At 63.4% G+C, this 26,326-nt stretch carries 27 protein-coding genes, 1 pseudogene and 1 other annotated feature; of the genes and pseudogenes, 18 read left to right on the forward strand and 10 right to left on the reverse strand.

All coding sequences use genetic code 11. From position 1 onward, the window contains the following. Window positions 1-677 precede the first annotated feature (677 nt). The 5 genes from ACZO3G_RS08620 to ACZO3G_RS08640 all read right to left on the reverse strand — a co-directional run bounded on the left by ACZO3G_RS08620 (window position 678) and on the right by ACZO3G_RS08640 (window position 6,080). Complete coding sequence (locus ACZO3G_RS08620) at window positions 678-1,898, reverse strand: homocysteine S-methyltransferase family protein (protein WP_101548797.1); 1,221 nt, start codon at window positions 1,896-1,898, stop codon at window positions 678-680. Window positions 1,899-1,911: 13 nt separating this feature from the next. Beyond that, complete coding sequence (gene argS, locus ACZO3G_RS08625; RefSeq protein WP_121587378.1) at window positions 1,912-3,606, reverse strand: arginine--tRNA ligase; 1,695 nt, start codon at window positions 3,604-3,606, stop codon at window positions 1,912-1,914. Window positions 3,607-3,722: 116 nt separating this feature from the next. Continuing rightward, entirely contained in the window at window positions 3,723-4,148 is a 426-nt protein-coding gene (locus ACZO3G_RS08630) for a YwiB family protein (protein ID WP_242970803.1), read from the reverse strand. Window positions 4,149-4,169: 21 nt separating this feature from the next. Next, entirely contained in the window at window positions 4,170-4,982 is an 813-nt protein-coding gene (gene murI, locus ACZO3G_RS08635) for a glutamate racemase (RefSeq protein ID WP_101548803.1), read from the reverse strand. 36 nt (window positions 4,983-5,018) lie between these two features. Next, window positions 5,019-6,080, reverse strand: a complete 1,062-nt coding sequence (locus ACZO3G_RS08640; RefSeq protein WP_276874145.1) for a D-alanine--D-alanine ligase family protein — start codon at window positions 6,078-6,080, stop codon at window positions 5,019-5,021. A 213-nt stretch (window positions 6,081-6,293) separates the two neighbouring features. On the opposite strand from ACZO3G_RS08640, the gene ACZO3G_RS08645 reads away from it, so the two are divergent. The 7 genes from ACZO3G_RS08645 to rplA all read left to right on the forward strand — a co-directional run bounded on the left by ACZO3G_RS08645 (window position 6,294) and on the right by rplA (window position 10,524). Next, window positions 6,294-7,232, forward strand: a complete 939-nt coding sequence (locus tag ACZO3G_RS08645) for an AEC family transporter (protein WP_101548810.1) — start codon at window positions 6,294-6,296, stop codon at window positions 7,230-7,232. Window positions 7,233-7,848: 616 nt separating this feature from the next. After that, window positions 7,849-8,112 (forward strand): DUF6809 family protein, encoded by a 264-nt coding sequence (locus ACZO3G_RS08650; protein ID WP_186895867.1) that lies wholly within the window; start codon window positions 7,849-7,851, stop codon window positions 8,110-8,112. A 154-nt stretch (window positions 8,113-8,266) separates the two neighbouring features. Beyond that, on the forward strand, window positions 8,267-8,416 hold the full coding sequence (gene rpmG, locus ACZO3G_RS08655; RefSeq protein ID WP_006876590.1) for a 50S ribosomal protein L33: 150 nt from the start codon (window positions 8,267-8,269) through the stop codon (window positions 8,414-8,416). Between the two features lie 21 nt (window positions 8,417-8,437). Then, complete coding sequence (secE, locus tag ACZO3G_RS08660) at window positions 8,438-8,665, forward strand: preprotein translocase subunit SecE (RefSeq protein ID WP_101548816.1); 228 nt, start codon at window positions 8,438-8,440, stop codon at window positions 8,663-8,665. Between the two features lie 44 nt (window positions 8,666-8,709). After that, entirely contained in the window at window positions 8,710-9,234 is a 525-nt protein-coding gene (gene nusG / locus ACZO3G_RS08665) for a transcription termination/antitermination protein NusG (RefSeq protein WP_101548818.1), read from the forward strand. Between the two features lie 115 nt (window positions 9,235-9,349). Then, window positions 9,350-9,775, forward strand: a complete 426-nt coding sequence (gene rplK, locus ACZO3G_RS08670; RefSeq protein WP_486847061.1) for a 50S ribosomal protein L11 — start codon at window positions 9,350-9,352, stop codon at window positions 9,773-9,775. Window positions 9,776-9,831: 56 nt separating this feature from the next. Continuing rightward, the gene (rplA, locus tag ACZO3G_RS08675; RefSeq protein WP_101548822.1) at window positions 9,832-10,524 is read left to right on the forward strand and encodes a 50S ribosomal protein L1; all 693 of its coding nucleotides are present in this window, start codon (window positions 9,832-9,834) and stop codon (window positions 10,522-10,524) included. Between the two features lie 55 nt (window positions 10,525-10,579). On the opposite strand, the gene ACZO3G_RS08680 is transcribed toward rplA, so the two are convergent. Next, window positions 10,580-11,077, reverse strand: coding sequence for a hypothetical protein (locus tag ACZO3G_RS08680; RefSeq protein WP_101548824.1), 498 nt, complete (start codon window positions 11,075-11,077; stop codon window positions 10,580-10,582). 112 nt (window positions 11,078-11,189) lie between these two features. After that, window positions 11,190-11,344 (forward strand) — a sequence feature (ribosomal protein L10 leader region). A gap of 18 nt (window positions 11,345-11,362) precedes the next feature. On the opposite strand from ACZO3G_RS08680, the pseudogene rplJ reads away from it, so the two are divergent. Next, window positions 11,363-11,866, forward strand: a pseudogene (rplJ, locus tag ACZO3G_RS08685) (50S ribosomal protein L10); the annotation flags it as partial. A gap of 159 nt (window positions 11,867-12,025) precedes the next feature. Then, the gene (rplL, locus tag ACZO3G_RS08690; protein WP_101548828.1) at window positions 12,026-12,403 is read left to right on the forward strand and encodes a 50S ribosomal protein L7/L12; all 378 of its coding nucleotides are present in this window, start codon (window positions 12,026-12,028) and stop codon (window positions 12,401-12,403) included. A gap of 49 nt (window positions 12,404-12,452) precedes the next feature. On the opposite strand, the gene ACZO3G_RS08695 is transcribed toward rplL, so the two are convergent. From ACZO3G_RS08695 to ACZO3G_RS08710, 4 genes are all read right to left on the reverse strand, one after another. After that, entirely contained in the window at window positions 12,453-13,082 is a 630-nt protein-coding gene (locus ACZO3G_RS08695; protein WP_276873879.1) for an L-2-amino-thiazoline-4-carboxylic acid hydrolase, read from the reverse strand. Next, a complete protein-coding gene (locus ACZO3G_RS08700; RefSeq protein ID WP_101548832.1) occupies window positions 13,072-13,302 on the reverse strand; it encodes an AbrB/MazE/SpoVT family DNA-binding domain-containing protein in 231 nt (76 codons plus the stop codon). Before ACZO3G_RS08700 ends, ACZO3G_RS08695 begins: the two co-directional genes overlap by 11 nt. A gap of 141 nt (window positions 13,303-13,443) precedes the next feature. Further along, window positions 13,444-14,487 (reverse strand): DUF4349 domain-containing protein, encoded by a 1,044-nt coding sequence (locus ACZO3G_RS08705; RefSeq protein ID WP_276873884.1) that lies wholly within the window; start codon window positions 14,485-14,487, stop codon window positions 13,444-13,446. Window positions 14,488-14,636: 149 nt separating this feature from the next. After that, window positions 14,637-16,187, reverse strand: coding sequence for a D-alanyl-D-alanine carboxypeptidase family protein (locus ACZO3G_RS08710; protein ID WP_288283722.1), 1,551 nt, complete (start codon window positions 16,185-16,187; stop codon window positions 14,637-14,639). A 238-nt stretch (window positions 16,188-16,425) separates the two neighbouring features. Between ACZO3G_RS08710 and ACZO3G_RS08715 the strand changes: the two genes are divergently transcribed. The 9 genes from ACZO3G_RS08715 (at window position 16,426) to rpiB (ending at window position 25,720) form a co-directional block, all read left to right on the forward strand. Beyond that, window positions 16,426-17,721, forward strand: a complete 1,296-nt coding sequence (locus ACZO3G_RS08715) for an O-acetylhomoserine aminocarboxypropyltransferase/cysteine synthase family protein (protein ID WP_276874453.1) — start codon at window positions 16,426-16,428, stop codon at window positions 17,719-17,721. A 25-nt stretch (window positions 17,722-17,746) separates the two neighbouring features. Beyond that, window positions 17,747-18,421, forward strand: a complete 675-nt coding sequence (locus ACZO3G_RS08720) for a metallophosphoesterase (RefSeq protein WP_276874450.1) — start codon at window positions 17,747-17,749, stop codon at window positions 18,419-18,421. A gap of 89 nt (window positions 18,422-18,510) precedes the next feature. After that, the gene (locus ACZO3G_RS08725; protein WP_172439138.1) at window positions 18,511-19,515 is read left to right on the forward strand and encodes a LacI family DNA-binding transcriptional regulator; all 1,005 of its coding nucleotides are present in this window, start codon (window positions 18,511-18,513) and stop codon (window positions 19,513-19,515) included. Window positions 19,516-19,763: 248 nt separating this feature from the next. Further along, a complete protein-coding gene (alsB, locus tag ACZO3G_RS08730; protein WP_277138645.1) occupies window positions 19,764-20,792 on the forward strand; it encodes a D-allose transporter substrate-binding protein in 1,029 nt (342 codons plus the stop codon). 159 nt (window positions 20,793-20,951) lie between these two features. Further along, window positions 20,952-22,478, forward strand: coding sequence for a sugar ABC transporter ATP-binding protein (locus ACZO3G_RS08735; protein WP_101548843.1), 1,527 nt, complete (start codon window positions 20,952-20,954; stop codon window positions 22,476-22,478). Window positions 22,479-22,495: 17 nt separating this feature from the next. After that, window positions 22,496-23,470 (forward strand): D-allose ABC transporter permease, encoded by a 975-nt coding sequence (gene alsC / locus ACZO3G_RS08740; RefSeq protein WP_242970804.1) that lies wholly within the window; start codon window positions 22,496-22,498, stop codon window positions 23,468-23,470. Between the two features lie 82 nt (window positions 23,471-23,552). Further along, entirely contained in the window at window positions 23,553-24,236 is a 684-nt protein-coding gene (gene alsE / locus ACZO3G_RS08745; RefSeq protein WP_101548847.1) for a D-allulose 6-phosphate 3-epimerase, read from the forward strand. Between the two features lie 15 nt (window positions 24,237-24,251). Next, window positions 24,252-25,184, forward strand: a complete 933-nt coding sequence (gene alsK, locus ACZO3G_RS08750) for an allose kinase (protein WP_276874594.1) — start codon at window positions 24,252-24,254, stop codon at window positions 25,182-25,184. A gap of 74 nt (window positions 25,185-25,258) precedes the next feature. Beyond that, on the forward strand, window positions 25,259-25,720 hold the full coding sequence (gene rpiB / locus ACZO3G_RS08755; protein WP_276874592.1) for a ribose 5-phosphate isomerase B: 462 nt from the start codon (window positions 25,259-25,261) through the stop codon (window positions 25,718-25,720). The last annotated feature ends 606 nt before the right edge of the window (window positions 25,721-26,326 follow it).

Raw genomic sequence — 26,326 nt, forward strand, 5'->3', positions numbered from 1 at the left:
GCGCACCACGGGTTCCTTTTCGGACGGACGAAAAGGAACCAAAAGTCCGCCTAAGAACCCTCCGCCGGGTTCTTAGGAATCTCCGGGAGTACCTTGCCATAACCCGCAGACTACCGCCGCTCCCCACGGGTACACCAGCTGAAGGCTCAATTCAGGTTGCGGGCGCTCCCAACGACCGAAGCCGGATAGCTCGGGGAGACCCACCCAGCGGAAAACAACGCCCGTATCGGGCGTTCGCGCGCTCTGCGCGCGTGCGCGGCGAAGCCGCGCAGTTTTCCGCCTTCCCGTGGGCGCTGCGCGCCATGCAAAAGCGGACGTGCCTCCCCGGAAGCACTTCCGGTACGGTACCGGAGTCTCTCAGGCAGAGGCATTGCGCCCGCGGCGCGGCGTCGGGCGGGATGCTGTCGCTTGTCCGCTCATCCGTGGACGGGGCGTCGCCGACTTTGGCCGCAGGCCAACCGGAGGCGGCGTGGGGGTCGCAGGGGCGTAGCCCCTCGTGCCCTTCTTTGGTTCCTTTCTTGGGCAAGCAAGAAAGGAACTCGCTGTCGGTCGACTACCGACAAACTGCGCTGTTTCACGAGCGGAAAATCTAAACTCGCCGTCGGCCGGCCGCCGACAACCTCCGCCGCTCGATGAGCGGCAAATCCAAAACCGTCTTGGGGCGAAGCCCCGAAAAATCACATCACAATTGCCCCGTAACGGGCGGCGACCTCCTCGAGGTCCTCCTTTTCGATCTCGCAGGAGGTGGAGACGACGATGGCCTTGCCGTTGTAGTGGAGCAGGGCGCTGTCGAGCGCCTCGAGCGACTCCGACTCAAAGGCGACGGGCATGTCGACCATGTGCGCGTTGAGGGAAAAACGGTAGCCGTCGTCGGGGGTATCGAGATGGATGAGCACCGCGTCGCAGCTGTCGTGTGAAACCTCCAGAAGCGTATCCGCCATATCCACCTCGCAGGTGAGCGGCTCGGAGTATTCGAGGTCGTCGTCGAGGTAGTAGACCTCCCGGCCGGCGGCGAGGATGTCGTAGTCGGCGGGCGCGACCTTCACGCGGTCGACGTCGAAGGCGTCCACCATGTGGCGGAGCGCGGCGACGTATTCCGGGTCGGTGCCGCAGCAGCCGCCGATGATCGAAACGCCCCGCCGCATGAGGCGGGCGCACTTGTCGGCGAACTGCACGGGAGAAAGCGGGGGATTGCCCGCGTTGGGCTTGGCGATGAGGGGGATTTTCGCATAGGGCGCGATCCGTTCAAAGAGGGGCACCATGTCGTCAGGCCCCTCCGAGCAGTTGAGCCCGAAGGCCGACAGCCCCAAATCCTGAAGCACGACCAGCGCGGCGAGCACGTCGTCCCCCCACATCGTTCGCCCCTCGGCGTCGACCGTCATCGTCAAAAAGAGCGGAAGACCCGTCTGCCGTGCGGCAAGCACGGCCGCGCGGCATTCGGAGAGGGAGCTCATCGTCTCGATGGCCAGCAGGTCGGCGCCCGCGTCCGCGAGCGCCTGGGCCTGTTCGGCGTAGATGCCGATCAGGTGGACGAATTCCGTCTCGCCGAACGGCTCGCACATCAGCCCGGTGGTGGACATATCCCCCGCGACGAGCGTCCCGCGGCCGGCGAGCGCCTCACGGACGGTGCGAACGAGGGCGGCGTTCAGCTCCGCCACCTGCTCGCTCAGTCCGTACATCCGCAGGTTGCCCGCGTTCGCCAGGAAGGTGGGGGCGTAGACCACGTCGCTGCCCGCGTCGGCATAGCCGCGCGCGACGGAGGCGACCGTCTCCGGGTGTTCCAGCGCCCACTGCTCGACGCAGACGCCGGCGGGCATCCCCGCCTTCATGAACTCGGTGCCCGTCGCGCCGTCGAGCAGCAGCGGCAGACGTAATCGACTTCGGCCGTTGTCTTCCATCTTTCGGTTCCTCCTACATGCTTTCGGGGAAGGTAATTTTTAACAGATTTAATACATTTCGTATAACCGTCCGCGCCGCGAGGCAGAGGTTGAGGCGCGCCTGCATGAGCGGCTCGGCCTCCCCCTTGACGCGGCAGACGGTATAGTACTTGTGGAAGAGCGTCGCGACGTCGACCGCGTATTTGGTGAGGCGCGCGGGATCGTAGCTCCTGGCCGCGTCGACGATCTCCTGCGGAAAGCGCGCGAGCGCGCGGATGAGCTCGGCCTCCTCGGAGGTGTTCAGCGCGGAGAGCTCCTTCTGGGAACAGGCGCGCGGGGAAACGCCCTCCTCGGCGAGCTTTTTGAGCAGCGAGCAGATGCGCGCATGCGCGTACTGCACATAGTAGACAGGGTTCTGCATCGACTGCTCGACCGCCAGCCCGAGGTCGAAATCGACCATCGAGTTGGGCTCGCGCAGGTTGAAGAGGAAGCGCGCCGCGTCGACCGGCACCTCGTCGATGAGGTCGGTCAGCGAGATCGCCTTGCCGGTGCGCTTGGACATTTTGACCGGCTGGCCGTCCTGCATGAGCCGCACGAACTGCATGAGCACGATGTCCAGTTTGGAGCCGTCGAGCCCGATGGCGTCCATCGCGCCCTTGAGGCGGGCCACATGGCCGTGGTGGTCGGCGCCCCACACGTTGATGACACGCTGGAAGCCGCGCACCGCGAACTTGTTGTAGTGGTAGGCGATGTCCGCCGCGAAGTAGGTGGGGAAGCCGTTGGCGCGCACGAGCACCTCGTCCTTCTCGCCGCCGTTTTCGGTGGCGCGGTACCAGAGCGCGCCCTCCTTCTCGTAGGTCATGCCGCGTTCGGTGAGCTTTTGTATCGCCTCGTCGATCGCGCCGTGGTGCAGCTCGCTCTCGTGGAACCACACGTCGTAGACGATGCGGTACCGTTCGAGGTCTGCCTTCAGCTTTTCGATGTTTTTGGGCAGCGCGTAGTCGACGAGCGCCCGGCGGCGCTCCTCCGCCGGCGCGTCGAGGTACTTGTCCCCGTTTTGGTCCGCGAATTCCTTCGCGCGCTCGCGGATGTCGTCCCCGTGGTAGCCGTCCTCGGGGAAGGGGACCGCCTCCTCGCCCCGATAAAGCTGGAGGTAGCGGGCCTCGAGGGAGAGCCCGAATTTTTCGATCTGGTTGCCGGCGTCGTTGACGTAGAACTCGCGGGTCACGTCGTAGCCCGCCCAGTCAAGCGCGGCCGCGAGGCAGTCGCCCAGCGCGCCGCCGCGCGCGTTGCCCATGTGCATGGGCCCGGTGGGGTTGGCGGAGACGAACTCGACCTGGACCTTTTCCCCGCGCCCGAAGCCGGTGCGGCCGAAGGAATCCCCCTCGCGCAGCACCGCCGCGACCACGTCCGCGAACCACGCGTCCTTGAGGAAGAAGTTGATGAAGCCCGGGCCGGCGATCTCCGTCCGGTCAAAGGGGCTGCCCGAGAGGTCGAGGTGCTGGCAGATCGCCTCGGCGATCTTGCGGGGCGCGCTTTTGAAGGGGCGCGCGCAGGCCATCGCGATGTTGGAGGCGAAGTCGCCGTGGGAGGTGTCCGCGGGGATCTCGACGACGAAGTCGGGCAGCTCGTTCGAGGCGGGCAGCGCCCCCGCCTCGACGGCCCTTTCGAGCGCGGCGTCGAGCAGTTGCGCGACCGACTGTTTGGTTTCGGCGATCGGGTTGGTCATGCTGTCACACATCCTGTACATTCATATTTTTTGCCGGCCCGCCGCCCGGGGGAGCCCTGTTCGGAACGCTCCCATGCGGCCGGCGGCCGGCCCTCAAGGTCTGAAAGGTCCCTTTGCTACGCCTGTTCGCGCACGTTGATATAGACGGCGTTTTCGCTGGCGAGCAGGGTGTTGACGTCGAGCGAGTAGGCGAATTCGAGCCTGCCGCCGTGGTCGCCGAGCTCGGAGACGACGCGGTCGCCCGAAACGCCGATCATCATGGGGCCGTAGCCGGTGTCGTAGTGGCACTGGTGGCGCACGCCCCGCTCGACGATGAGCTGGCTTTTGGCGGTGCCGGTGCGCAGCAGGGTGACCTTGTCGCTCTGCTCGACCTTGAGCACCGTGTGGGTGCCGTCGAAGCCGGTGGCCTCCGATTCGTCGTAGGCGATATAGTAGTTGCCGTTGCGCTTATAATAGGAGCCGGTCGTAAAGAGCTCGATCTCGTCCTCGTCGCCCTCCTGCTTATAAACGCCTTTGATTTCGATTAGAACATCCTTTTTCATCCGTAACATCCTTTGTGTACGCTAAAGCGTATCCAGATCAATCTGCGTGACGTCCCCCTTGACGTCGCCGCCCAAAAACAGGCCGGCGATTTCGGAGAACCCATCGGGGGAGTCGCTCACATAAAATTCGGTGCCGCCGCCTCCCGGCCCGGCGAGCAGGTCCTCCCGGGCGAGATAGCCCTGCGCCCAGCGCGCGACCTGCTTGCCGGCGTCGATGAGGGTGACGCGGGAGCCGAGCGCCCGGTCGATGATATCGTAGATGAGCGGGTAGTGGGTGCAGCCGAGGATGAGGGTGTCGACCCGCTCGTCAATCATGGGCTTGAGGTAGATTTCCGCGACCTTCGCGGTGATCTCGTTGTCCGGCTGGATAAAGCCGTTTTCCACCAGCGGCACGAAGAGGGGGCAGGCGTTGCCGAAGGTGCGCGCGTCGGGGTTGATCGTGCGGATGGCGCGCCCATAGGCGCCCGAACGCACCGTCGCGGTGGTGCCGATCACGCCGATGCGGCCGTTGACGGTGGCGGCGCAGGCCGCCTGCGCGGCGGGGACGACGACCCCCGAGAAGGGCACGCCCGCCTCGGCGGAAAGCTCGGGCGTGAGGGCCGAGCTGACGGTGCCGCAGGCCGCGATGACCAGCTTGACCTCGTGCCGTTTGAGGAAGCGGATGTCCTGCATCGCATATTTCCGGATCGTCTCACGGCTGCGGTTCCCGTAGGGGACCCGCCCGGTGTCGCCGAAATAGACGATCCGTTCGTCCGGCAGCAGCTTGCGCAGCTCCCGGACGGTCGTGAGGCCGCCCAGCCCCGAATCAAAGACGCCGATCGCACGGTTGTCCATACCGCTCACCTCTTTCTTGCTGAATGGTGCGTTCGATTATTTTTCCAGCGCGAGCCGGATGAGCCGGTCGATCAGCTCGGGATAGGGGACGCCCGCCGCCTCGAAGAGCTTGGGGTACATGGAGATCGAGGTGAAGCCGGGCAGCGTGTTGATCTCGTTGAGGATGATCCCGCCGTCCCGCTCCGCGAAGAAATCGACGCGCGCCAGCCCGGTGCAGCCCATCGCGGCGAACGCCCGCACGGCGGCCGTGCGGATCGCCTCGCTCGTCTCCTTCGGGATGCGCGCGGGGATGAAAAGGTCGGTGGAATCGTCGAGGTATTTGCCCTCGTAGTCGTAAAATTCGTGGTGGGGGACGATCTCCCCGACGACCGCCGCGTCCGCGTCGGTGTAGTTGCCGAGCACGGCGCATTCGACCTCCGCGCCCAGGATCGCCTTTTCCACCACCACCTTGCGGTCGTAGCGGAACGCCTCCTTCAGGGCGGCGAGCAGCCCCGCCCGGTCCTTCGCCTTGCCGACGCCGACCGACGAGCCGGTGTTGGCGGGCTTGACGAACATCGGGTAGCCGAGCTTCTCCCGCAGGGAGGGCTCGAGGGAATCGAACCGGGCGAGCTGCGGACGCACGAGCGCCGCGTAGGGCGCGGTGCGGATGCCGGCGGCCTCGAGCAGGATGTGGGTGACGTCCTTGTCCATGCAGGTGGAGGAGGCCAGCACCCCGCAGCCCACATAGGGGATGCCCGCCATCTCGAAAAGCCCCTGGATGGTGCCGTCCTCGGCGTGCTCGCCGTGCATGACGGGGAAGATCACGTCGACAGGGACGTTTTCCGGCCCGCCGGGGGCCTGGCGCAGCAGGCCGCCGCAGGAGCGGTCGGGGGAGATGACCGCCGGGGTGACGGGGCCGTTTTCGAGCCACCGGTCCGCCTCGAGGTCGTCGACCGACCCGCCGTATTCATACCAGCGCCCGTCCTTGGTGATGCCGACCATGACCACGTCGTAGCGGTCGCGCGGAATGTTGCGCAGCACCGACGCCGCCGAGCGCAGGGAGACTTCGTATTCGCTGGAGACCGAGCCGAAAACCACGGCCACTGTTTTTTTGCCCAAAGAAAACCCCTCACATCCAGATATAGAAATATTCATAATAATTCAATCTATATTCTAGCACAAACGCCGATAGTACGCAATGAGGTAACCTGTCGGTATTTTGGCGGGAAGCGGGGGCGCGCTTATCCAAAATCACAAGGCGCACGGGATTTCTTGACTTTCCGCCCGCACACGGCTAAGATTGTACTATTGACAGAATGGAGGAGGGATTGTGTGGAAAGCCTGCAAATGGCCCTGAACGTCGTCGTGCCGATGTTCCTGATGCTCGCGCTGGGCTGCCTGCTGCGCAGGATCGGCATGTTCGACCAGCACACGCTCGACAAGATGAACGACGTCTGTTTTAAAGTATTCATGGCGCCGCTTCTCTACTATAACATCTACACGGCGCGCACCCCCATCGGCGAAAGCGGGCGGATGCTGCTTTTCGCCGTGGTGAGCGAGCTGCTCCTGTTCACCGCGCTGTGGATCATCACGGTGGTGATCGAGAAGGAAAACCCCCGCCGCGCCGCGCTGCTTCAGGGGCTTTTCCGGACCAACGCGGTGCTCTTCTGCACGGCGATCGGCACCTCGATCCTCGGGGAGGGCAACATCGGCCCGATCTCGCTGCTCGTGTCGGTGGTGGTGCCGCTCTACAACGTGCTGACGGTCATTGAGCTGGAGATCTTCCGCGGCGGAAAGATCAAGCCGGGCAAAATCGCGCTCGGCGTGCTCAAAAATCCCTATATCGTCGCGGCGATCCTCGGCTACCTGACGGTCGCGCTGCGCATCCAGCTCCCCGTCCCGGTGGTGACCTCCCTGCGGGACATCACCCGGTGCTCCACGCCGGTGGCGCTCATGGTGCTGGGCGGGCTCTTCAACTTCGGCGCGGTGCGCGGCAACCTGCGCAACATCATCGTGGGCGTGGCGGGCCGGCTGGTGATCGTGCCCGCGATCATGCTGCCGATCACGATCTGGATGGGCTTCCGCGGCGTCGAGCTGGTGGGGCTGATGGGGATGTTTGTCGCGCCGACGGCGGTGGCCTCCTTCAACATGGCCCACGCGATGGACGCGGACTACGACCTCGCGGGGCACCTCGTGGTGTTCGGCACGATGTTCTCGGTCGTGACGATCTTCTTCTGGGTCTTCGGCCTGGGTTATCTGGGCTTTATCTAAGACGGGGAACCGTCGGCCCAGGCGGGACGCGGCCCGCGAAACAAAGTTTTCGCCCGCCTTTTTCAAAAGGCGGCGGGTGAGAAAAGGCCCCGCGTTCCGGAAGGAACGCGGGGCCTTTTCGAGGGCGGAGCCCTGAGCCCGGGCCCGCAGGCCCTGCTTCAGGCGATTTTTTCGGTTCCTTTTTTCAAGAAAAAAAGGAACAAAAGAGGCGCCCGTTTCGCGGGCGCCTGCACATATATGTTGACAAAGGAAAGATATCCCATTACCATGAAGAACAGACAGGAGCGCGTTTCGTCGGACGGTTCTTCCGCCTTCCGCTGCCGGGCAGCCCGGCGGGGAGGAGGTGGTGCGCGGATGGAGTACATAATCATCTTTGCGATGCTTATGCTGTTCATCATCGTGGCAATAAAAAAGTAACCGTCCACCCTTCCAAAAGTTGACGGTTACTTTTGATCGATCAACCGGCGGAATAACCGTTTAACGGTTACGCCTCCTGTCTGCTTTTATTATATGCGAAAAGTGGGAAAAGTCAAGGCCGCACCCCCAAATTGGGGTACTGGAACCGTTTTTGGAAAGACCGCGTTATAATATCCCCAAAGGGGGAATTTCAATGTCAATGATCACTGCGTTGTACACGGGAGAGTTTCATTTGGAGAGCCGGGACATGCGCGAGGTGCCTGGGTGGCAGGAGGCGGCGAGCAGCCTCTGCGCGCGTTACGACGCGCTTCACGCCATGCTGGACGCGGGCCAGAAGGAGCGGCTGGACGCGCTGATGGCCGCGAAGGCGGACATCTTCGCGATCGAGCAGCAGGACGCGTTCCGGGAGGGGTTCTGCCTCGGGGCGCGGCTGATGCTTGAGATCCGCGCCGAAAAGGGCTGAAATCATGTAAAAAAACGGAATTCGGGGCTTGACGGGACAGGCCCGTTGTGGTATGATGAGTACACCTCTAAAAGGGTTATTTTTTTTGTCCAAAAACAACCTGTTTCCTTTTCGAGGGAGGCAAAAAAATCCGGTATTATCAGGAGGTGCCGAAATGAGAGTGAAAATTACTCTGGCCTGCACGGAGTGCAAACAGCGCAACTACAACAAGATGAAAAACAAGAAGAACGATCCCGACAGACTTGAGATGAACAAATATTGCAAGTTCTGCCGGAAGCACACCCTGCACAGGGAAACGAAGTGAGGATGAAAGGCGGGTCTAACGATGGCAGATAGCGCAGCGCAGAAAAAACCCGGCTTCATCGACAGGGTGAAACGCTTTTTCAGGGATATCAAAGGCGAGGTCAAAAAGATCGTCTGGCCCAGCAAGAAACAGGTCATCAACAATACGGTGATCGTCGTTATCATGGTCGTGATCTCCGCGATCGTCGTCGCCTGCTTCGACACCGTCGCAACCCTGCTGATCCATCTCTTTACCAGCCTGCTCGGATGACGGCGGTAAGGATGCTGGTGTTAAAATGATCGGGAGGTGGATGCATGGCGGACTCTGATATGAGATGGTATGTGGTGCACACCTATTCCGGTTATGAGAACAAGGTTGCCACGAACATTGAAAAAGCGGTGGAAAACAGGAAGCTCCAGGACCTGATCGGCGAGGTGAAGGTTCCCACCGAAATGGTCACGGAGATCAAGGACAACAAAAAACGCGAAGTCGAACGCAAAATTTTTCCGGGTTACGTGCTCGTGAAAATGATCATGACCGACGACAGCTGGTATGTCGTGCGCAATATCCGCGGCGTCACCGGGTTCGTCGGGCCGGGCAGCAAGCCCGTCCCCCTGACGGAGGAAGAGGTGCAGCGGCTGGGCGTCGAGCAGCGCAACATCGAGGTCAATTTTGCGGTGGGCGATTCGGTCCGGGTGAGCGACGGTTATCTCGAGGGCTTCATCGGCACGGTCGACGAGATCGACCTGCAGAACGCCCTTGTGCGCGTCACCGTTTCGATGATGGGCAAGGACGTGCCCGTCGAACTCGAAATCGACCAGATCGAACCCTTGAATTAATCTTTTTTGAGAGGTGCCGGTGCGATTCCGGCGATATGAGCCGGCGTGAGCCGGCTTGTGGGAGGGACGTTCCTGCGTCCCGAAATGAACCACTAATTTTGGAGGTGCTTTTTAAATGGCTCAGAAGATAGTCGGCTATATCAAGCTGCAGATCCCGGCAGGCAAGGCAACGCCCGCCCCGCCGGTCGGCCCGGCGCTCGGCCAGCACGGCGTCAACATCATGGCCTTCACCAAGGATTTCAACGAGCGTACCAAGAACGAAGCGGGTATGATTATCCCGGTCGTCATCACTGTGTATGCCGACCGTTCCTTTAGCTTTATCACCAAAACGCCGCCTGCGGCCGTTTTGATCAAAACGGCGATCAACCTGCAGAGCGGTTCCGGCGTGCCCAACAAGACCAAGGTCGGCACGATCACCAAGGAACAGCTCAGAAAGATCGCGGAGCTGAAAATGCCCGACCTCAACGCTGCGAATGTCGAAACGGCGATCAGCATGATCGCGGGCACCTGCCGCAGCATGGGCGTCGAAGTCGCAGACTAAGCTCCCGGGTGGGAGGAAAAATCCGTTAATGACCACTCTAAGGAGGAAATGTTCAGATGAAACACGGTAAGAAATATACAGACAGCGCAAAGCTGGTCGACAGCCAGAAGCTGTACGACACGGCCGAGGCGCTTGATCTTTGCACGAAAACCGGCAAGGCGAAATTCGACGAGACCGTCGAGGTCCATGTCCGTCTGGGCGTCGACAGCCGCCATGCCGACCAGCAGGTCCGCGGCGCGGTCGTGCTCCCCAACGGCACCGGCAAAAAGGTCCGCGTGGCCGTCTTCTGCAAGGCCGACAAGGCCCAGGCCGCGCTCGACGCGGGCGCCGATATCGTCGGCGCGGAGGACCTGATGGAGCGCATCCAGAAGGAAGGCTTCATGGAGTTCGACGTCGTGATCGCCTCGCCCGACATGATGGGCATCGTCGGCCGCCTCGGTAAGATCCTCGGCCCCCGCGGCCTTATGCCGAACCCGAAGGCCGGCACCGTCACCCCCGACGTCGGCAAGGCCGTCCAGGAGGCCAAGGCCGGTAAGATCGAGTACCGCCTCGACAAGACCAACATCATCCACTGCCCGATCGGCAAGGTCTCCTTCGGCGTGGAGAAGCTGCAGGAGAACTTCGACACCCTGCTCGGCGCGATCGTGAAAGCGAAGCCCGCCGCCGCCAAGGGCCAGTATGTCAAGTCCTGCGTGGTCGCTTCCACGATGGGCCCCGGCATCAAGATCAACCCCGGCCGCTTTGTCTGATTGCTGAAAATAAAAAGCTCCCCGCTTTCGCGGGGAGCTTTTTTGCGGGAGTCCGTCACGGCCTGCGGCCGCTCTGGCGGCGCGTCTCGTCGCGCCACGCGTCGTAAAGCCCGCAGGTCAGCCGCGCGTATTCGCGGCTTTTGGCCGGGACGGTCAGGTAGACCGCGAGCAGGAGCGTGTAGGCGCAGCTGACGCTCTCAATCGCCAGCACCACGTAGAAGAGCGGTGCCAGCGGAACGCCGAGCGAAAGCACGGGCAGGGCGTTCTTCAGGATGTCCGCCAGGGAGACGGCGGCGAGCGCGTAGAGCAGGAAGGCGAGCTTCCACGGGCCGCGGTAGAGGGCCAGGGCGACGATGCCGGGCACCAGCGCGCCCAGCGCGAGTCCGACGACCAGCGGCAGCAGCGCGGTCCCCGAGACGGCGAAGAGGTTGAAGGCCTTGAGGAGCATCATCAGGAAGAACATCCCCCACAAAAGCGCCCTTTTGCGCTTCTGGAAGGCCTCCAGCCCGGGGTTTTCCTCAAAGGCGCGCCGCTGCTGTTCCCGCAGATCCATGAAAATCTCCTCCGTCCGGTGCGTTTTTTCATCTCATCCATCATACCAGAAAAATTTCCCGCCCGCAACGGGCAAAGGGCGCATCAGGGCTTGACAGGCTGGCAAAAATATGATAGACTTAAAAAGCTGTCCGAAGACAGCAGGTGTCATTACGACATAAAAGGCTCCGGCCTTGCCTGCCGAGGAAAGGCGTAATCCCCTCGCGGTGACGCGCGGGTTTGAATGCTCTTTTCGCGGTATGGCGAAAAGGGCTTTTTTTGATGAATCAGTTGGAGGTGAATGAATTTGCCAAGCGAGAAAATTCTCCAGCAGAAACAAGAGGCGGTCGCCGCGCTGACGGAAAAGCTGAAAAATGCTGCCGCGGGCGTGCTGGTCGACTACAAGGGGATCAATGTCGCCGACGATACCAAGCTCCGTAAGGAACTGAGGGAAGCCGGCGTCGAGTACGCGGTCGTCAAGAACACGCTGCTCCGCTTCGCGGCAAAGGAGGTCGGTTACGACGCACTGGATTCGGTGCTTGAAGGAACCACCGCCCTGGCCCTGAGCGACGGCGATCAGGTCGTCGCGGCCAAGATCCTGACCAAGTATGCGGAGGACAGCAAGGGAAAGTTTGTTGTCAAGGCCGGCTTTGTTGACGGCGGCGTGATCGACGCCGCGAAGGTCGCGGAACTCGGCAAGCTCCCGAACAGGGAAGCGCTGCTTTCGATGCTGTGCAGCGCGCTGCAGGGCAACCTGCGCGGTCTGGCCGTCGCGCTCAACGCGATCGCCGAGAAGAGCGGCGAGGCCGCTCCCGCCGAGGAAGCCGCCCCTGCCGAAGAGGCTGCCGCTCCCGCCGAGGCCGCTCCCGCGGCTGAGGAACCCGCCCCCGCGGCCGAGGAGGCCGCTCCCGCCGCCGAATGAGCGGTTTACGACGTTCCACTGAAATGAAACTTATAGGAGGTATTTATTATGGCTTCTGAGAAAATTCTGAAGTTTGTAGAAGATGTCAAAGGCCTCACCGTCCTTGAGCTCAACGAGCTGGTCAAGGCGATCGAGGAAGAGTTCGGCGTTTCCGCCGCCGCTCCGGTGATGGTCGCCGGCGGCGCCGCCGCCGCTGCTCCCGCCGCTGAGGAGAAGAGCGAGTTCGACGTCATCCTGACCAACGCCGGCGCTTCCAAGATGGGCGTCATCAAGCTGGTCAAGGAGATCACCGGCCTGGGCCTCAAAGAGGCGAAGGCCCTGGTCGACGAGGCTCCCAAGCCGGTCAAGGAAGGCGCTTCCAAGGCCGACGCCGAAGACATCAAGAAGAAACTCGAGGATGCCGGCGCGACCGTCGAACTCAAGTAAGTTTCTGCAAAACCGCAAAGAAGAGGCCGTCCGGAAGGACGGCCTCTTTTCATTTGGGGGGAGCCGGGCGGGACGCACCCTTCAGGAAATGGAAATCGCAGCGGGGGGCGCCGGTCCCCAGCGTGCCGCCGCGCTCAAACCGGATTTTCGGGAGCAGCCCCGAAAAGGAGACGAGGTCGTTTTCGCAGTAGAGCCGGCACAGCTCCGGGCAGCTGTGCAGCCGCGTGAGGTCCCAGTAGATGCACCTGCCGAGGTTGAAGTGGAGTTCCTCCCCGTCGCAGCGGACCCACTCGGTTTCCCAGCCCTCCTCGGGGAAGTTCTTCCTCATGAACGATTTGCAGGCGAAGCGGTAGAGGGTGTAGGCGAAGGGGAGCCCGGCGAGGCGCCGCATCTGCTCCCGCTTGACGCCCGCCGCCCGGCGCGTCTCCTCCCCGGTCAGGTCCAGCGCCTTCTCCCGCGGGATCCCCCGCTCGAGCAGCGTCAGGTAGTAGGCCATGGGCGGGAAGAGCTTTTTCTGGAGGTGTTCCCGGATGGCGGGGCTCCCGCGGTCGTCGGCGCCCTCCAGAAGGTCCCGGTACCGCTCCTGCGTCCGGCTGAATACCTCCGCGCCCTCCGCCCTCCCGAACCTTTGGAGGCAGTCCTCCTCCAGAAAGGAGAGGGTGGTATCTTCAATCCTCATGCTTCCCGGCCTCCTCGATCATCTGGAAGACCTCCTGCGCGTGGGCCTGCAGGACGTCCGCCTTCGTGACGGCGATCCCCCATTTTTCGTCCCCGAGGACGAGCAGGATGTCCCCGGCCTTGATGCCGAAGAGCTCTCGCGCCTCCTTCGGGATGATGATCTGGCCCCGCTCGCCCACCTTGACCGTGCCGAAAATGTGATGCCCCTTCGGAATTTCCATAAGCGCCTCCGTAATCATATAAATATGAAATTCATACTAATATGAATTATAGCGCGTTCCCGATAAAAGTCAAGCGGATGCCCGAAAAAACAGCGGCCCCGCTTTCGCGGGGCCGCTGTTTCCATAAATTTTTCAAACGGGTCATTCCTGCGGCTTCTCATTCTCCGGCGCGGGGGAACCCTGCGCCGCAGGGGCTGCGAGCTGCTTGGGAGCCCTTTTCCCGCGGCGCTTTTTGGCGGCGCGCAAAATGGCGCGGACGGCCAGCAGGATCGCGAGGATGATCACGGCCCAGAGGATCAGCAGGGGACCGACCTCGACGACGAAGAGCAGGAGCCCCTGCACCGACGCGACGAGGTGGTTGCCGGCGCGCGTCGCGGCGGCGGAGAGCTTTTCACCGAAGGTCTTGGGCTTGGCGGCCGTCTCCTGGTACTCGACGACCTCGCGGAGGTCCATGTTGAGATAGGAGTAGGTCACCTGCGAATCCATCCGCTTGAGTTGGGCGGTGAGGGATTCGATCTGGTAGCGCACGTCGGAAAGCGCGGTCTGGAGCTGGACGACGTCCTCGAGCTTCTCCGCCTTGGAGAGGATCTCGAGCAGCGACGCCTCCTGCTGCCGCAGGGAATCGAGGCGCGCCTGCGCGTCGAAGTAGCTGTCGGTGATGTCGTCCATATTCTCGCTGCGGGAGACGATATTGCAGAGTCCCCCGACGCCGGCGACCACCTCGTCGAGCTTTTCGGCGGGCACCCGCGCGGTGACCGACGCGCTGCGCTCGTAGTAGCTGCCGCGGTAGCTGAGGCTCCGGCCGTCAACGCTCTGGCTCTCCACATAGCCGCCGGCCCCGCTGACGAGCTCCGAAATCTGCGCGAGCGCCCGCTCGAACTCCATCGTTTCGAGGGAGAGGTAGCTGTGCTTGACGATTTTGCGGCCGGCGAGCGCCTCGTCGGATACCTGCGCGCTCGGTTCGGGCGCTTCGGCCGGGGCCTCCGCCGCGAGCGACTGCATCTGGAAGCCGCCCATATCGGCGGCCGCGTCCTCCGCGTATCCGCCGTATGCGGCGGAGTCCGCCATGGCGGGGGACGGCGTCGCGGCGGCGGTTTTGGGGTACGACGACGCGCCGCAGGCGCTCAGCAGGAGGGAGAGTGCGGCGAGGACGGCAAAAAGCGGGACCCAATGGCTTCGTTTCATTTTTTTGACCTCCCAATTCATCATGTCGGGATATTCCACGCCCCGGCGGGCGGCTTGTGCACGGCCGTTTCAATCAAAAGGTGCGGCGGAAATCCCGTTTTACTGCATGAAAAACGGGATGCCGCGAGGCATCCCGTTTCAAATCCGATTTACCGCTTCTGCTGGGGCGGGCGGCGGCGCTTGGCCTGGTAGCGGCGCTTGTTGTGGTTGCGCACGATCATCAGGGCGATATAGAGGACGATCACGATGATGACGAAGATGAGGATGAACTTGAAGATGAAGTTGCCGAAGAAGGCCTTCACCTTTTCCAGGTAGACGAGCGCGACGCTCGCCTCGACCGTTTCGCCCGCGACAAGCGGCACGCTGCCGACCTCCTCGCCCATGAGCATCAGCTTGACGCGGCCGACCTCCTGCCCCTTTTCGACGGGCGCGTCGATGAAGAGCTCGGTCTTGCCCTTCTGCCCCTTCACCGGGCGCTCGATCGCCTTGTAGATCTCGACCTGCGGCTCGATATCGCTGCCGGTCACGTCCTTGGGCACGAGGGTGGCGAACTTGTCCGCCGCGAAGAGCTTGATATAGTCGGTGTCCCACGAGAGCCGCACGTTGACCCCCGCGACCTCCTCGCCCACGCTCATGAGCGTCTTGACGCGGAAGCTGTCGAACGCCCAGTCGTAGAGGCGCGCGGTGTCGCGGAAGGCGAGGTTGTTGGCGTAGATTTCGCCGTCGGGGCTGCGGTAGGGCGCGCCCAGACAGACGGCGAGGTAGGTGTAGCCGTCCCGCGTCGCCGTGGAGACGAAGTTGACGACCCCCTGCCCCGGCTCGGGCAGGGTGCCCGTCTTGATGCCGCGCAGGCCCTCGTAGTAGTAGCCGTCGGTGTCGGCGGCGTTGATCATCTTATTGGTGGAGATCCAGGTGATGCCGCTCTCGGGGCCGCCGGTCGGGTAGGCGGTGTAGACCCGGGTGTTGGCGATCTCCATGTAGTCCTCGTTCTGCATCGCGTACTGGGCGATGAGGGCCATGTCATAGGCGGTGGTGTAGTTCTCCTCCCCCTCGATGTAGAGGCCGGTGGGGTTGGAGAAGTGGGTGTTTTTCGCGCCGATCTCCTTGGCCTTCTGGTTCATCATCACGCAGAAGTCCTCGATGCTGCCGTTGCCGACATAGTCGGCCAGCATCATCGCGGCGGCGTTGACCGACTGGGTGAGGGAGCCGTAGAGCAGGTCGCGCAGCGTGAACTGCACCCCCTGGTAGATGCCGCCGTCGCCCGCCTGAAGATTATAGAGATAGTTCTGGATATAGGTCTTGAGCTCGGTGGTCTCGTTGTCGAGGTCGTGGTCGCTCTCGAGCACGACGAGCGCGGTCATGATCTTGGTCAGCGAGGCGGGCTGGATGCGCTCCATCTCGTTGCGGTTGTAGACCGGCTCGCCCGAGTCGACGTTGAGCAGGTAGATGCCCTGCGACTGGTAGAGCTCCTCGTCGGGGGGCACGTAGGGGGAGAGGGAGGCGTCCGGTGAGGCGCTCCCGGCGCCGCCGGACGCGCCGTCCGGAGAGCCGGAGGAGTCCGGCTCCGACGAGGAATTCCCCGATGAGGCTTCCGACGAGCCGGCGGAGGCGCCGTCGTCCTTCGAAGCCGCCAAAAGCGGCGTGGCCAGCATGGTACAGGCGATCGTCATCGCCAGGAGGAATGCGCACCATCTTTTCATTTCAGCTTCCGTTTCCCCGCTGCCGGAGCGGTATCACAAAAGCCGGCTGCTTTGCGGCAGGATTCAAGCAGCGGCGTCAGATCAAATATGGATTGCCGATTGCGCCCGGTGGCAAATTGTGATAAAATGAACCCGATACATTTTACTAGAATAGCCAATATCTACCCACAGTATACCAAAAGTTCCGACAAAAGAAAAGACAAATTTCGAGGAATTTTGCAGCACGGGAGGAATTGAGATGCTGGATTACGCGGATAAAAATTACGGCTTCGACACGCTGATGGTGCACGCGGGCACCCAGCCCGACCCCGAGACCCATTCGGTGGCGCTGCCCATCTACCAGACGACCGCCTACACCTTTGACAGCACCGAGCACGCGGCGCGGCTCTTTGAGCTCAAGGAGCCGGGCAACATCTACACCCGCCTGAGCAATCCCACCGTCGACGCGCTCGAGCGCCGGGTGGCCGCGCTCGACGGCGGCATCGGCGCGCTCGCCTTCGCGTCGGGGCACGCGGCGATGGTCCACACCTTTTTGAACCTCGCGGGCGCGGGGGACGAGATCGTCTCCTCCATCTGCATCTACGGCGGCGCGATCAACATGATGGGCGTCACCCTCGGGCGGATCGGCGTCAAGGTGAAATTCGTCGACCCGGGCGACCTCGGCGCCTGGGAGGCGGCCGTCACCGACCGCACCAAGGCGTTTTTCGTCGAGGCGATCGGCAACCCCAACGCGAACGTGGCGGACATCGAGGCGATCGCGGCGATCGCCCACCGGCACGGCGTCCCGATGATCGTCGATTCGACCTTCACCACCCCCTACCTGCTGCGCCCCATCGACTACGGCGCGGACTACGTCGTCCACTCCGCCACCAAGTTCCTCGGCGGCCACGGCACCGCCATGTGCGGCATCGTGACCGACGCGGGCACCTTCGACTTCAACGGCAATCCCCGCTTCCCGCTCTACACCGAGCCGGACGTCAGCTATCACGGGGTCGTCTTCGCCAAGGACTGCGGCAATGCGGGCTTCCTCTCCCGGCTGCGCGCCATGATGCTGCGCGACCTCGGCGGCTGCTGCGCGCCGCTGAGCGCCTTCCTCATCATGCAGGGCATCGAGACTCTCTCGCTGCGCATGAGGCACATCTCCGAGAGCGCCCTCGCGATCGCCGAACACCTCGAAAGCCACCCCGACGTGGCGTTCGTCAACTATCCGGGCCTCAAGTCCAGCCCCTATTACCCGCTTGTGCGGAAATACCTGCCCAGGGGCGCGGGCGGCGTCTTCACCTTCGGCCTCAAGGGGGGCCGCGAGCGGGGCGCGAAGCTCATCGACTCGCTCGAACTCATCCTGCACGTCACCAATGTCGGCGATTCCCGCACCCTCATCAGCCACCCGGCCTCCACCACCCACAGCCAGCTCTCCGACGAGCAGCTCGCCGAGAGCGGCATCACGCCGGAGACCGTCCGCCTGTCGGTGGGGCTGGAGGACCCGGCGGACCTGATCGCCGATCTCGACCGGGCCATCGCGGCCGCGAAATAACCGCCATCCACGGGGGAAACGATCTATGATTTATGTGACGGGAGATGTCCACGCCGACCTCGGCCGCTTCAAGGGAAAGGCCGCCAAAAAGCTCAAAAAGGGCGACACGCTGATCGTCTGCGGCGATTTCGGCTTTGTGTGGGACGGCTCCAAGAAGGAACAGCGGGTGCTCAAATGGCTGGGCAAGCGCCGCTACAGCGTCCTCTTCGTCGAGGGCACCCACGACAACCTCGACCTGCTCGCGGGCTACCCGGTCGTCGACTTCTGCGGCGGGAAGGCGCGGCAGATCAGCGGCAAATGCCACCAGTTGCTCCGCGGCGAGATCTACACGATCGAAAGCGACGAGGTCTTCACCTTCGGGGGCGGGGAGAGCTCCGATTCGGACGCGCGCGTCCCCGGCGCGAGCTGGTGGCCGGGCGAGCTGCCCGACCCGGAGGAGCTCGCGCACGCGCGGGAGAACCTGGCGGCCCGCGGCAACGTCGTCGACTACATCATCACCCATTCGGCCTCCAACACGGTCAACGGGTTCCTCAACATGGACCGCGACCACGTGAACCAGCTGGAGGCGTTCCTCGACGAGGTCTCCCAGACGGTGCGCTACAAGCACTGGTTCTTCGGGAGCATCCACCTCGACAAGGTCATCCCGCCGATGTACCACGCCGTCTACCAGGAGATTCTGCCCCTCAAGGGGATGAAATAGCGAAAGCCGCGGGGGACTTGCAAAACGCCCGCACAGCGCGTATACTGTTCGGAAATGAGCGTTTCCGGCGCGGATCGGGAGGGACAGGTGTGGAAAAAGCCAAAAGCATCAAGGAGATCGCCCGGCTGGCCGGCGTTTCGACCGCAACGGTCTCCCGCGTCATCAACCAGAACGGGCGGTTCTCCAAGGAGACGGAGGAGCGGGTGCTCCGGGTCATCCGGCAGAACGACTACACCCCGAACATGAGCGCCAAGGGGCTGCGCACCAGCCGCACGCGCGTCATCGGCGTGGTGGTGCCGGACATCACCAACCCGCATTTCGCCAACGTGGTGCTCCACCTTGAGATGGAGTTCACCCGGCGGGGCTACTCCTGCCTGATCTGCAACACCAACGAATCCTCCTCGCTGGAAAAGAAGCACATCCGGTCGCTGACCGCCCAGAACGTCAGCGGGATCGTGCTGATCTCCAGCACCCGCAACTACACCGAGCTGGACAGCCTGCCGGTGGTCTACGTCGACCGCCCCTCCCGCAGCGAAAAGGAGCGCGGGGAGGGCGTGATGATCGAGTCGGACAATACCCAGGGGGGCTACCTTGCCACGCGGGAGCTGCTGGGCGCGGGCTGCCGGCACATCCTCATCCTCAAATGCCTCGGCAACGACTCCAACCAGCTCGCCCGGTACAGGGGCTTCCAGCGGGCGATCGGGGAGGCGGGCGTGGAGGAGGAAGAGGCCCTGCGCATCAACCTCGACGCCGTCTCGATCGACGGCGCGCGCAAGGCGGTCGCCGACCTGCTCGACGGCGGGGTGGCGTTCGACGCCGTCATGTCCACCACCGACACGATGGCCGCGGGAGCGGTCATCGCGCTGCGCGAGCACGGGCTTTCGGTGCCGCGCGACGTCTTGGTGACCGGGTTTGACGACTGCCAGCTCGCCGAGGCGTGCGGCCCCGGGCTCACGAGCGTGCACCAGGACGTGGCGGAGATGTCGCGGCTGGCCACCGAGCTGCTCTTCCAGATGATGCGCGGGGAGCGCCCCGAGCGCAGCCACTACCGGCTGCCCGTGACGCTGACGGTGCGGAATTCCACCCGCCGGTGACGGGAAAAAGATGATCAAACGGGCGCCGCCTTTGGGCGGCGCCCGTTTTTTGTTACGCTTTTGTAATCAATCCGGGTAATTTGCACAAGATGAGCAAACGATTACCCATCAAATCGATGAAATTGATTCCACGCGGTTGACATTCAACTGGCGAAATATTATATTTGGGATGCAGTGAGAAAACGATTACCCGTTTTCGACACTTTCCGCCCCGACCGGGACGGGACAACATGTTAGGAGGAAATTCAATGAAAAAGATCATCGCGATTCTTTTGGCTATGGCAATCGGTCTGAGCCTGGCGGCCTGCGGGTCCACCCCCGCCCAGCCTTCCCAGCCCGCGGCTGAGGCTTCGAGCACCGACGCGGCTCCCGCCGAGAGCGCTTCGGCCGCCGAGGGCAAGGCGGAATACGCCGTTGTCCTGAAGGTTCTCTCCAGCCAGTTCTGGCAGACCATGCGCGACGGCATCCAGGCCGAGGCCGACAAGATGGGCATCAAGGTCGACATCTACGCCGCCAACACCGAGGACGACGTCGAGGGACAGGTCACCCTGCTCGAGAACGCCATCTCCACCGGCTATAAGGCGATCGGCGTGGCTCCGATCTCCGACGTGAACCTGAACAACGCGATTGCTGATGCGACCTCCAAGGGCATCAAGATCGTCAACATCGACGAGAAGGTCAATATGGACGCGCTCGCCGAGCTGGGCGGCGCCTGCACCGCTTATGTCGCCACCGACAACGTGGCGGTCGGCAAACTCGGCGCCGAGTACCTGATCGAGCAGATCGGCGGCGCCGGTGAAGTCGCCATCGTCGAGGGCAAGGCCGGCGCGGTTTCCGGTGAGAACCGCCGCGACGGCGCGAAGGCCGCCTTTGAAGCCGCGGGCCTCACGATCGTTGAGAGCCAGCCGGCCGACTGGGACCGCACCAAGGCGTATGACGTCGCCACCAACTACATCACCGCGCATCCCGACCTCAAGGCGATCTACTGCTGCAACGACACCATGGCGATGGGCGTGCAGGAGGCTGTCGAGGCTTCCGGCAAGGACATCAAGGTCTGCGGCACCGACGGCAACGACGATGCGATCCAGTCCGTCGCGGACGGCAAGCTCGCCGCCACCGTCGCGCAGGACCCCGCCGCCGTCGGCGCGAAGGGCCTGCAGCTGATGGTCGAGGCCGTTGAGAACGACGCGGCGATGGAGCCCGGCGCCGAAGTCCCGGTCTACGGCATCGACGCGATCCTCATCACCAGCGAGAACGCCTCCGAGTATATCAAGTAATCACCCGACGCAGACGCGCCGCCGCCGCCCCGCAGGGGGCGGCGCTGCGTCAGGCGCTGCGAGTGGCAGGCACCGCGCCCCCGGCGGGGCGCCTGCCCAGCTGACCGCGTCTGGCGGCGGTGCCGGAAATGATCATCTCTTTGAAAGGGGAGGGCGCGATTGGAACCCATCATCCAAATGAAAGAAATCACCAAACGCTTTCCTGGCGTTGTGGCGCTGGACCGCATCAACTTTGACGTGCGCCCCGGCGAGGTGCATGTCCTGCTGGGAGAGAACGGCGCCGGGAAATCGACCCTGATGAAGGTGCTCAGCGGCGCCTACAGGCCGGACGGTGGGACCATCGTGCTGGAGGGCAAGGAGTATTCCCACCTCACGCCGCACCTGTCCGCCGAGGGCGGCATCAGCATCATCTACCAGGAGCTGAGCGTGGTCAACTGGCTGGACATCCGCGAAAACATCTTCATGGGCCGCCTGCCGATGAAGCACGCGGGCCCGCTGGCCGTGGTCGACTACGCCGAAATGAACGCGCGCACCGAGGAACTGCTCAAAAAGGTCAACCTCACGAACCGCAAGCCGACCACCAGCGTGGGCGACCTGAGCATCAGTGAAAAGCAGATGGTCGAGATCGCCAAGTCGGTCGCCTTCAACGCGAAGGTCATCGTCATGGACGAACCGACCTCCTCGCTGACCGAGGAGGAGGTCCAGAAGCTCTTCGTCATCATCCGCCAGCTCAAGGAAGAGGGCAAGGGCGTGGTGTTCATCTCCCACAAGCTCTCCGAGATCGCCGAAATCGGCGACCGCATCACGATCATGAAGGACGGCGGCTATGTGGGCACCTACCAGGTGGCCGACCTCACCACCGACGACATGGTCCGGCTGATGGTCGGACGCGAGATCAAGGGCACCTACCAGCACAAGCCGGAGGAGCACTACGAATTCGGCGACGTGATGTTCGAATGCAAAAACCTCACCCGCAAGGACGGCAGGGCGAAGGACATCTCCTTCAGCCTGCGCCGGGGCGAGATCCTCGGGTTCTCGGGGCTCGTCGGCGCGGGGCGCAGCGAGACGATGTGCGCCATCTACGGCGCCGCGCCCAAGGCCTCGGGCGAAGTGTGGCTCGAAGGCAGGCGGCTCACGATCAAGAATCCCTACCAGGCGCTGCGCCAGGGGATCGGGATGGTGACCGAGAACCGCCGTGAGACGGGCTTTTTCCAGAACTTCAGCAACAAGCGCAACATCTCCATCGCCTACCAGCTCAAGCGCTCCTCCCTCGACGGGATGCTGGGGCTGACCAACAACGCCGAGGAGCAGCGGCTCGCCGAAAAGGAGCGCGCGGACATCCAGATCAAATGCGCCTCCCTCGAGCAGCTCACCTCGCAGCTCTCGGGCGGCAACCAGCAGAAGGTCATCCTCGGCAAATGGATGGCGGCCGGCGTCAAGCTGCTCATCTTCGACGAGCCCACCAAGGGCATCGACGTCGGGACCAAGAGCGAGATCTACAAGCTGATGCGCGGGCTTGCCGACGGAGGAATCGGGGTCATCGTGGTCTCCAGCGAAATGCCGGAGCTGCTCGGCCTCTGCGACCGGATCGCCGTCATGGCGGACGGCAGGATCACAGAAATCTACGAAGTGGCGGACGCGACCGAGGAAAAGCTCGCGAAGGCCGCTACCGGCGAAACTGCATGACACGGGAGGAGAGCAAGTTGAAAACGATCACGAAACGGTCCTTCACCTTCAGCGATTACTGGGATCGCTACAGCACGATCACGATCCTCGCGATCATGGTCGTCGTATTCGGAATCCTGCGGCCCACCACCTTTTTGACGGGCGGCAACCTCGTCAAGGTGATGGAGCAGAGCTCGATCACCATCCTGCTGGGCCTGGGCGAATTCTTTGCCATCCTGCTCGGCGGCATCGACCTGAGCGTCAGCTCGATCATGGCCCTCTCCGGCGCGCTCACCGCGCAGCTGATGGTCAACGCCGGGTTCCACCCGGTCGTCGCCATCCTCGTCGGCGTGCTGCTGTTCGGCGCCTTCATCGGCTTCTTAAACGGCGTGCTCGTCACCGCCACCGGCCTGCCCCCCTTCATCATCACGCTGGGCACCCAGGCCATCCTGCGCAGCCTCGTCTACATCATCACCGACGCGCGCGCCGTCTCCGGCCTGCCGGTGGCTTTCTCCAAGACGATGGGCGGCAAGCTGTTCGGCGTCGTCCCGGTTCCCATCCTCGTGGCGCTCATCACCGCGACGGTGCTCACCTTCCTGACGACCAAATGCCAGTGCGGCCGCAACCTCTACGCCCTCGGCGGCAACTCGCAGTCCGCCTGGTACGCCGGCATCACCGTCAAAAAGCACACCATCCTCGCGTTCTCGATCTCGGGCGTCTGCGCGGCGCTGGCCGGCATGGTCAACATCGCCCGCCTCGCCGCCGCCGAGCCCAACGCCGGCACCGGCTACGAGACCTTCGCCATCGAGGCCGTCATCATCGGCGGCGCCTCCTTCTTCGGCGGCGTCGGCAAGATCCCCAAAGTCGTCATCGGCGGCCTGATCATCGGCGTCATCAACAACGGCCTCAACATGGTCGGCGTCTCCAGCTACTACCAGCAGCTGGCGATGGGCTGCCTGCTCATCCTGGCCGTGACCCTCGACCGGTTCTTCGGCGCGAGCAGGAAGAACTGACCGGCGCGCTCCCGATTTTCCCCACTCCCGCCCCGCCCGCCGGGGCGGGGGACCTATAGATTTGTCGGAGGTACTTGTTATCATGAAACCTGAATTTTCCGTGAGCCTGATGTGCATGGATTTCCTGGACATCAAGCATCAGATCGAGGTGCTCGACCAGAAGGCCGACGGCTACCACATCGATATCATGGACGGCCACTACTGCAAGAACATCACCCTCAGCCCCGATTTCATGCGGGCCTGCGCGCGGGTGGCGAAAAAGCCGATGGACGTCCACCTGATGACCACCAATCCCAACGACTGGATCGACGCCTGCGCCCAGGCGGGCGCGGCGCTCATCAGCCCCCACGCGGAGACGATCAACACCGACTGCTTCCGCACCCTCAACCACATCAGGGACGCGGGCTGCAAGGTGGGCGTCACCCTCAACCCGGCGACCCCGCTCTCCTACTGCAAGCACTACCTCAACCGCATCGACGTGCTCACGCTGATGACGGTGGACGTGGGCTTCGCGGGGCAGCCGTTCATCACCGAGATGCTCGACAAGATCGCCGAGGCCAAGCGCCTGCGGGAGGAAAACGGCTGGCATTACCGGATCATGATCGACGGCTCCTGCAATAAGAAAACCTTCAAGCGGCTTTATGACGCGGGCGCGGAGACCTTTATCCTCGGCACCTCGGGGCTCTTCAGCCTGGACGCGGACCTCGCGGCCGCATATGACAAGATGAAAGGACAGTTTGAGGAAGAAACCGGCGTCAAACTGTGAACGGGAGGCCAGACCATGAACGGATCGGAAGCGTATGTGCTCGGGATTGATATCGGCGGCACGAATATGCGGTTCGGCCTGGTGGACGGGTCGCACCGGCTGTCGGCGTTCGAGCGGCAGAGCACGCGGGATACCTTCCTGGAGGACTGCGACCCCGCGCAGAAGCTGGCCGAGTGCATCCGCGGCTACTGCGGGCGCAACCTCGGCGGAAAGATGCCCAAGGCCGTCTCGATCGGCTTTCCCTCCACCATCAACCGCGCGCGCACCGTCGTGGTGCAGACCCCGAACATCGCCTGCATCCCGGACGATTTCGCCGTCGTCGACGCGCTCGAATCCGCGCTCGGCATCCCGGTCTTCATCAACCGGGACGTCAACTACCTGCTGCTCTTCGACCTCGAGGACCTCGGCGTCACCGCGCAGGACTGCGTGGCGGGCATCTATTTCGGCACCGGCATCGGCAACGCCGTGATGGTCAACGGAAAGATCCTGCTGGGCCGCAACGGCGTCGCCGCGGAGCTCGGGCACCTGCCCGTCTACGGCAACAAGCGGGTGTGCATGTGCGGCAATGTGAGCTGTATGGAGACGGTCGTCTCGGGCATCGCGCTCGAACGGATCCAGGCGCAGCATTTCCCCGGCACCCCGATCAACCAGCTTTTCGCCCGGCACATGGACTCCTGCGTCATGCAGGACTTCCTCGAGGGCATGGGACAGGCGGTCGCGGCGGAGGCCAACCTCTTCGACCCCGACTGCGTCATCCTGGGGGGCGGCCTGCTCCAGATGGAGGGCTTCCCGCGCGGCGCGCTGGAGGAAGCGGTGCACCGCTACGCCCGCAAGCCCTACCCCGAGCGGACGCTCGACCTCCGCTATTCGCGTCCCAACCAGGCCAACGGCCCGGTCGGCGCGGCCATCTACGCCGAGAAGCGGCTGGCGGACCCCAGCTACCTGTAAACGAAACAAAACAGCCCGGGCGGCGCGGTTTTGCGCGGGCCCGGGCTTGTGATTTCAGAATGGAGGAACTCGCCATGAAACTTGCCATTGGAAACGACCACGTCGCGGTCGAAATGAAACGGGAGATCAAGGCCTATCTCGAGGAGAAGGGCATCGAGGTCGTCGACGTCGGCACCAACAGCACCGAGCGGTTCAACTACCCCGTCAGCGGCTACAAGGTCGCGAAGCTGGTGGCCGCGGGCGAGGTCGACGGCGGCGTGCTCATCTGCGGCACCGGCGTGGGCATCTCGCTGGCCGCCAACAAGGTCAAGGGCATCCGCGCCTGCGTGTGCAGCGAGCCCTATTCGGCCAAGCTCTCCAAGCAGCACAACAACTCGAACATCATCGCCTTCGGCGCGCGGGTCATCGGCGTCGAGACCGCGAAGATGATCGTGGACGAGTGGCTGGGCGCCGCCTATGAGGGCGGCCGCCATCAGGTCCGGGTGGATATGATCTCCGAGATCGAAAACACAGGGGAGCTTGCAGCGGCGAAGTGATTTGCCGCTCGGGGAGCGGCAGAGCTTTTTATCGCCCTCCTCCGGAGGGCTAAGGGGAGCCGCCTTCGGCGGCGGAGATTTGCCGGGTCCCGCCCCGGCGGGCGGCCCTATTTCTTGGCCGCCCAAGAAATAGGGGAAAGAAGCCGCAGGGGGCTATGCCCCCTTGACCCCAGCGCCGCCTCCGGTTGGCCTTCGGCCAAAGTCGGCGGCGCCCTGTTCACGGATCAGCGAACGAGCTTACAGCATCCCACCAGCCGCCGCGCCGCGGGCGTAATGCCTCTGCCTGAGAGACTCCAGTACCGTACCGGAAGTGCGCTCGGGGAGGCACGGCCGCTTTTGCGTGGCGCGCAGCGCCCACGGGGAGGCGGAAAACTGCGCGGCTACGCCGCGCACGCGTGCAGGGCGCGCGAACGCCCGGAACGGGCGTTGTTTTCCGCCGTATGGTTTTGGCGAGCCATCCGACAGCAGGATTGTTGGGTGCGGCGGTACCAGCCTTCTACCCGCGGTTGGCTGGACGTGAGCGGAGGGGGGATTCTCAAGGGGGGCGAGCTTTGCGCCCCCATCTTCTTCAAGTGAGCCCCCCTTGAGCGCCCTTCTTCCGCCGAC

It is taken from the genome of Anaerotruncus sp., assembly GCF_057433415.1.

Excerpts from the sequence above, each read along its gene's own strand:
- ACZO3G_RS08695 (WP_276873879.1), bottom strand. The coding sequence starts at position 13,082 with ATGAGGATTGAAGATACCACCCTCTCCTTTCTGGAGGAGGACTGCCTC.
- rpmG (WP_006876590.1), top strand. The coding sequence starts at position 8,267 with ATGAGAGTGAAAATTACTCTGGCCTGCACGGAGTGCAAACAGCGCAAC.
- rplL (WP_101548828.1), top strand. The coding sequence starts at position 12,026 with ATGGCTTCTGAGAAAATTCTGAAGTTTGTAGAAGATGTCAAAGGCCTC.
- murI (WP_101548803.1), bottom strand. The coding sequence starts at position 4,982 with ATGGACAACCGTGCGATCGGCGTCTTTGATTCGGGGCTGGGCGGCCTC.
- alsK (WP_276874594.1), top strand. The coding sequence starts at position 24,252 with ATGAACGGATCGGAAGCGTATGTGCTCGGGATTGATATCGGCGGCACG.
- secE (WP_101548816.1), top strand. The coding sequence starts at position 8,438 with ATGGCAGATAGCGCAGCGCAGAAAAAACCCGGCTTCATCGACAGGGTG.
- ACZO3G_RS08720 (WP_276874450.1), top strand. The coding sequence starts at position 17,747 with ATGATTTATGTGACGGGAGATGTCCACGCCGACCTCGGCCGCTTCAAG.
- ACZO3G_RS08700 (WP_101548832.1), bottom strand. The coding sequence starts at position 13,302 with ATGGAAATTCCGAAGGGGCATCACATTTTCGGCACGGTCAAGGTGGGC.
- alsB (WP_277138645.1), top strand. The coding sequence starts at position 19,764 with ATGAAAAAGATCATCGCGATTCTTTTGGCTATGGCAATCGGTCTGAGC.
- nusG (WP_101548818.1), top strand. The coding sequence starts at position 8,710 with ATGGCGGACTCTGATATGAGATGGTATGTGGTGCACACCTATTCCGGT.
- rpiB (WP_276874592.1), top strand. The coding sequence starts at position 25,259 with ATGAAACTTGCCATTGGAAACGACCACGTCGCGGTCGAAATGAAACGG.
- ACZO3G_RS08710 (WP_288283722.1), bottom strand. The coding sequence starts at position 16,187 with ATGAAAAGATGGTGCGCATTCCTCCTGGCGATGACGATCGCCTGTACC.
- rplA (WP_101548822.1), top strand. The coding sequence starts at position 9,832 with ATGAAACACGGTAAGAAATATACAGACAGCGCAAAGCTGGTCGACAGC.
- ACZO3G_RS08650 (WP_186895867.1), top strand. The coding sequence starts at position 7,849 with ATGATCACTGCGTTGTACACGGGAGAGTTTCATTTGGAGAGCCGGGAC.
- alsE (WP_101548847.1), top strand. The coding sequence starts at position 23,553 with ATGAAACCTGAATTTTCCGTGAGCCTGATGTGCATGGATTTCCTGGAC.
- argS (WP_121587378.1), bottom strand. The coding sequence starts at position 3,606 with ATGACCAACCCGATCGCCGAAACCAAACAGTCGGTCGCGCAACTGCTC.
- ACZO3G_RS08620 (WP_101548797.1), bottom strand. The coding sequence starts at position 1,898 with ATGGAAGACAACGGCCGAAGTCGATTACGTCTGCCGCTGCTGCTCGAC.
- ACZO3G_RS08715 (WP_276874453.1), top strand. The coding sequence starts at position 16,426 with ATGCTGGATTACGCGGATAAAAATTACGGCTTCGACACGCTGATGGTG.
- rplK (WP_486847061.1), top strand. The coding sequence starts at position 9,350 with ATGGCTCAGAAGATAGTCGGCTATATCAAGCTGCAGATCCCGGCAGGC.
- ACZO3G_RS08630 (WP_242970803.1), bottom strand. The coding sequence starts at position 4,148 with ATGAAAAAGGATGTTCTAATCGAAATCAAAGGCGTTTATAAGCAGGAG.
- ACZO3G_RS08680 (WP_101548824.1), bottom strand. The coding sequence starts at position 11,077 with ATGGATCTGCGGGAACAGCAGCGGCGCGCCTTTGAGGAAAACCCCGGG.
- ACZO3G_RS08705 (WP_276873884.1), bottom strand. The coding sequence starts at position 14,487 with ATGAAACGAAGCCATTGGGTCCCGCTTTTTGCCGTCCTCGCCGCACTC.